The organism is Gordonia sp. (in: high G+C Gram-positive bacteria), from assembly GCF_020438995.1.
In the GTDB taxonomy this organism is placed as follows: Bacteria; Actinomycetota; Actinomycetes; order Mycobacteriales; family Mycobacteriaceae; genus Gordonia.
Genome location: NZ_JAGQTN010000006.1, coordinates 1 through 4,663, shown reverse-complemented (window position 1 = coordinate 4,663; position 4,663 = coordinate 1). Strand labels below are relative to the sequence as shown.

5 protein-coding genes are annotated in these 4,663 nt (G+C 62.3%); 4 read left to right on the top strand and 1 reads right to left on the bottom strand.

Features of this window, described 5'->3' with window-relative positions; all coding sequences use genetic code 11:
• The 4 genes from KDB67_RS00445 to brxL all read left to right on the top strand — a co-directional run.
• Positions 1–249 (top strand): hypothetical protein (locus tag KDB67_RS00445; RefSeq protein ID WP_291010996.1); only part of this gene is annotated, 249 nt, incomplete at its 5' end.
• Positions 250–325: 76 nt separating this feature from the next.
• Entirely contained in the window at positions 326–970 is a 645-nt protein-coding gene (locus KDB67_RS00440; protein WP_291010994.1) for a type IV toxin-antitoxin system AbiEi family antitoxin, read from the top strand.
• Positions 967–1,731 carry a nucleotidyl transferase AbiEii/AbiGii toxin family protein gene (locus tag KDB67_RS00435; protein WP_291010992.1) on the top strand — a complete coding sequence of 255 codons (765 nt, stop codon included), beginning with the start codon at positions 967–969 and terminating at the stop codon, positions 1,729–1,731. The genes KDB67_RS00440 and KDB67_RS00435 overlap by 4 nt, the downstream gene beginning before the upstream one ends.
• Positions 1,732–1,741: 10 nt before the next feature.
• Positions 1,742–3,808 (top strand): BREX system Lon protease-like protein BrxL, encoded by a 2,067-nt coding sequence (gene brxL, locus KDB67_RS00430; RefSeq protein WP_291010990.1) that lies wholly within the window; start codon positions 1,742–1,744, stop codon positions 3,806–3,808.
• 63 nt (positions 3,809–3,871) lie between these two features.
• Here brxL and KDB67_RS00425 read toward each other — a convergent pair whose 3' ends face one another.
• Entirely contained in the window at positions 3,872–4,618 is a 747-nt protein-coding gene (locus KDB67_RS00425; RefSeq protein WP_291010988.1) for a Fic family protein, read from the bottom strand.
• Between the last annotated feature and the right edge of the window lie 45 nt (positions 4,619–4,663).

Here is a 4,663-nt window from a genome sequence, read left to right as displayed (position 1 = left end):
GTCGGCGTCTACGCCCAGGACGGCACCGAACTGTCAGGCCGGCGCAAGATCGTCGTGGACAGTACCGCCGCCGACATCCGTGACCGCAGCACCACCATCGAACTGGTCCTCAACGAGGACGCCGAAACCTACAACGGCCAGACCGTGGTGATCCGCGCCGACGAACTGGTCAACGACACCACCACCGACTACCAGTCCACCACCGCAACCCTGCAACGCGGCTTTGGTGGGTTCTTCGACGCGCTATGATAAAAGTATGCAATTCATAGGCTTCAAGCCTATGTAATGCGTAGTTTATGAGGTGTCCTGGAGGGAGTGATGACCGATGACGCGACGAAGCACTCCGCTGCCGTCCGGCCTTGCCCGGATGCCACTCCGTGTCTTCCGGCCACAGGATGTTGCGCACGTCTACGCGTTTCCGCGTCCTGAACTGGCTCGCCTCGCGGACGCGGGCATCCTGCATCGCGTGGCGCGCGGCTACTACGCCGTGGTCCCGCCTGAATACGCGGGATCGACGTGGTTGCCGGGATTGGAGGCCGCCGCGGCCGGTGTTGCCGGGGCGATCTACGGTGCCTCGAACGCGGTGGTCATGGGTGTCAGCGCGGCGCGCCTGCACGGTGTGTTGCCACGAGCTCTCGCGACGGCAGTGGTCGCCGTACCCCACCAGCATCGGCCGATCGACCTCGTTGATCGCGACGCTGTCATTCGATTCGTTCAGCGTGACACCGAGCAGCTGGACGCTGAGCTGGTGTCCACACAGATAGGGGAGGTATTGGTGACCACACCGGAACAAACTGTGCTCGACCTGGCCAAGCGCACGAACCTTGGTGACGCGGCCGTCGACGTGCCGCAAGCAATCGCATCGTTGTACCGCAGAAGCGATCCGGCCCGATTGGACGATCTGGCGCGCGCCCAACGACTTCGTTCGGCGCTGGAGCGGGCGCGTTCGGCGATCGAGGTGTACGCGTGATCGACGCTGAACGCGATGCCGTCGTCGCGCAGTTCGGTGTGGCAGTCGAACAGGTTGAACGTGACCACCTCGTCTCCTACCTGCTGGCTGCGATCGCCGCTGGGGTCGGCGACGATGTCCACCTCATCGGTGGAACAGCTCTGGCCCGGACCTATTTGCCGGGCGGGAGGCTCAGCGAAGACATCGACCTCGTGGCACTCGGGCCACGCAAGCCTATCGCCGCCAAGATTGACGCACTGTTGCCGAGGGCCGTCGCCCGGACCCATGGCCGCCTCAGCTGGGACCCCGCCCTCAGTGACATCAGGGATACCGAAGCGGCACGACTGGTGAACCCGGCGGGGCTTTCGGTGAAGATACAACTCCTGTCAGCACGCGACCGGATTGTGTGGCCGACTGAGCTTCGCCACCTGGAACAGCGGTACTCCGATGCGCCGGAAGCGGGATTGCGAGTGCCGACTCTTCCGGCGTTCGCGGCATCGAAAACATCCACGTGGAACGACCGTCAGGCGCCCCGCGACCTGTGGGACCTGTGGGCACTGAACAGAATTGGCGCGATCAACCACGACGCCGCGCGACTCTACAAGCGTTATGGGCCGACAAACTGCCTGCCGGAGGATTACCTGTTCCGGACGCCGCCCTCAGAAGCGGAATGGCGCTCGCAACTTGCAGGTCAGACGACGCTCACCGTGACCGCATCAACCGCGCTCTCGGCAGTGGCGCTGGCATGGAAGCGCCTGGGCGAGCAACTCGACGAAGAGTAAGGACACCGAAATGACCGACACCGCGAACGAGGCCGGTGTGGCAGCGCAGCTTAGTGCACTTGATGCCAAGGCCAACAAGGAGTTTCCGGGTCTGGTGGTCCGCAAGGACCTGGTGGGCCGGGTCCGGGGCAACGCTGTGGTGCCCGGTTATGTGCTCGAATTCCTGCTGGCCCAGTACTGTGCGACCGACGACGAAGCGACCATCGACGCCGGGATCGACAGCGTCCGCAACATCCTCGCCCAGCACTACGTGCACCGCGCCGACGCCGAACTGATCAAGTCGACGATCCGCGACCGGGGCCGCCACCGCGTCATCGACAAGGTGAGCGTGGTCCTCGACGTCAGCGAAGACAGGCACGTCGCGGCGTTCTCGAACCTCGGGATCAAAGGTGTCCCGATCGCCGACAGCACCGTTAAGAAGCATCAGAAACTCCTCACCGGTGGTGTGTGGTGCATGATCGACGTCGAATACTCGGCGGGTGATCTGCGGGAAGATCCCTGGATCATCGTCGGGCTCAAACCGATCCAGCTCGGCCAGTTCGACGCCCAGCGGTATCTGACCGCGCGCGCCACGTTCACCACCGACGAGTGGATCGACCTGCTGGTCAGCAGTATCGGATTCGACCCCGAACGGCTGTCGCCACGCGCCAAGCTGCTGCAGTTGGTGCGGCTGATCCCGTTTGTCGAACGCAATTACAACCTGGTCGAGCTCGGTCCCAAGGGGACCGGCAAGTCACATGTGTACTCCGAGTTCTCGCCGCACGGCATGCTGATCTCCGGCGGAGAGGTGACCGTCCCCAAACTGTTCGTCAACAACTCGAGCGGCAAGATCGGGCTCGTCGGATTCTGGGATGTTGTGGCCTTCGACGAGTTCGCTGGGCGCAAACGCGTCGACAAAGCGCTCGTCGACATCATGAAGAACTACATGGCCAACAAGACCTTCTCCCGCGGTGTGGAGACGATGCCGGCGGAGGCGTCGATGGTGTTCATCGGCAACACATCCCGGCCGGTGCCGACGATGCTCGCCCACTCCGACCTGTTCGAGGTACTGCCCGAGGCGTACTACGACGCCGCCTATCTCGACCGGCTGCACTGCTATCTACCCGGCTGGGAAGTGGAGATCATCCGGCGTGAACTATTCACCGACGGTTACGGATTCGTCGTCGACTACCTCGCCGAAGCCCTACGCTACCTACGCGACCACGACTACTCCGACGACTACTCGGCGAACTTCAGCCTCTCCGAAGACATCTCGACACGGGACCGTGACGGTGTCCGCAAGACTTTCTCGGGGTTGATGAAACTCATTCACCCGCACCGCGGTGCCACAGTCGAGGAAACCGAGAATCTGCTGCACTTCGCCATCGAGGGCCGCAAGCGGGTCAAAGACCAGATTCTGCGGATCGACCGCACGATGGACGCAGTCAAGTTTGGCTACACCGACAGCACCGGCACTTGGCACGACGTCACCACCCAGGAAGAACTCGACTTCCCGCACCTGTACCACCGGACCGAAAGCACAGGCGACGACGGGCATGCCCCCGCCGAGACCACCGGCACTCCCGTCCCGCAGCCCGTGGAGCCGGAACTGGCCACGGGTGCGGTCGACATCGCCGACAACGCGCTCGGCCACTCGTACGCCAACCTGCTGATGCCGTACCTACGGGGCTCCGAGGTCATCAAGATCGAGGACCCGTACATCCGCGCACCCCACCAACTCCGCAACCTGCACGAACTTCTGGTCGAGATCATCGGTGGCAAGCCTATCGAACAGTCCGTCACGGTCATGGTGGTGACCAATGTGGATGCCGATCGTCCCGACCGGCAGAAAGCTCAACTGATCGGGCTCTCCGAGATCAAAGATGCTGTTGCCGAAGGCGGCATCGAGTTGGAAGTCGAGTTCGATCCCACAGGTCACGACCGCAAGATCACCACCGACACCGGCTGGCGCATCCAGCTCGGCCGCGGCCTCGACATCTTTCAGCCCTTCACCAGCACCAGCAAGTACGACATCCGCCTTCGGCGGCAGGAGTGGCGCCGTACCCGGTCCTGCACCATCACCTATCTGAGGGAGTAGCAGATGCCGTCTCATTGCGCGCTTCGGTGAGCATGTCCTGGTGGCTGGGCTTGTCACTCATGATCAGAGAACCTCGATGAATTTCGCGAATCGGGCATGGTATCGATCCTGGAGGGAGCGGAACGTATCGCGCAGGAATCCGGGCTCCTTCGCGTATTCGGTGAGACCCCGGTAGTAGAACGCCTTCCGGTCGTCGAGCACTATGAACGGCATGATGCCGTGTTGTAGGCATTGCTGGAACATCAGAATCCGTCCGACACGGCCATTGCCGTCCTGGAACGGGTGGATGGATTCAAATCGGTAGTGGAAGTCGGTGATATCGTCGAACGACATGTCGGTGGGGGTGTGTGCGAGTAGTTCGTCGATAGCGATACTGACGTGCTCTGGCGCAACCGTTGACTTTCCGCCGACCTCGTTGGCCATGCGTTTGAAGTCGCCGACGGAGAACCAGGAGCGCCGTGCGTCGGCGGTACCACGTTTGAGAATGGCGTGGTAGTCCTTCATTGTCTGCGCGGTGATCGGTGCGTCGAGCCGGTCGATCATCTCGTCTAACAGCTCGAAACTGTTCACCGTCTCCACGATGTCGTCGACGGGCACGGCTTCGTCACCGCTGGCGAAGATGGTGCGCGTTTCATAGATGAAGCGAGTCTGGTCCTCGGTTAGGACCGAACCTTCGATCCGGTTCGAGTTGTACGCCATCAGAATCTGATTCAAGTGATACAGCCCGCCGGGGGTGCGAGCCACGCGCTGCTCGCGCAGCGCATCGGTGAAGCGAGCCGCGTCGATGGCGTACTCATCACTTTCGCTCATCGTGCCCTCCTGCGGTCCCGTTCGATGCTACCGTACGCACAAAGG